The organism is Paraburkholderia sp. JHI869 (assembly GCF_038900775.1).
Classification (GTDB): Bacteria; Pseudomonadota; Gammaproteobacteria; order Burkholderiales; family Burkholderiaceae; genus Paraburkholderia.
Genome location: NZ_JAYMSC010000111.1, coordinates 1 through 348 on the forward strand (window position 1 = coordinate 1; position 348 = coordinate 348).

The 348-nt window shown below is 54.0% G+C and carries 2 tRNA genes; both read left to right on the forward strand.

Features of this window, described 5'->3' with window-relative positions:
- The first annotated feature begins 50 nt into the window (after positions 1–50).
- Positions 51–127 (forward strand) — tRNA-Ile (locus tag VSR72_RS44090).
- Between the two features lie 94 nt (positions 128–221).
- Positions 222–297: transfer RNA gene (locus tag VSR72_RS44095), tRNA-Ala, on the forward strand.
- Positions 298–348 lie beyond the last annotated feature (51 nt).

Here is a 348-nt window from a genome sequence, read left to right on the forward strand (position 1 = left end):
ACTGCGTTTTAAGCGCTCACACTTGTCGGCTGTAAGAAAGACAGACTCAGGGGTCTGTAGCTCAGTCGGTTAGAGCACCGTCTTGATAAGGCGGGGGTCGATGGTTCGAATCCATCCAGACCCACCATCTTTTGCGATGATCGTTAGTGCTTCAGCACTTACGAGCATCCCACTCCCGAAGGGAGTTAAGCGGATAAACCTGAGTTTGAGTGGTTACGAGCGGGGGATTAGCTCAGCTGGGAGAGCACCTGCTTTGCAAGCAGGGGGTCGTCGGTTCGATCCCGTCATCCTCCACCAATCTTCAATGCACAGCGTTCTGCAGCAGTCCGGCAGAGCCTTTTGCATTGG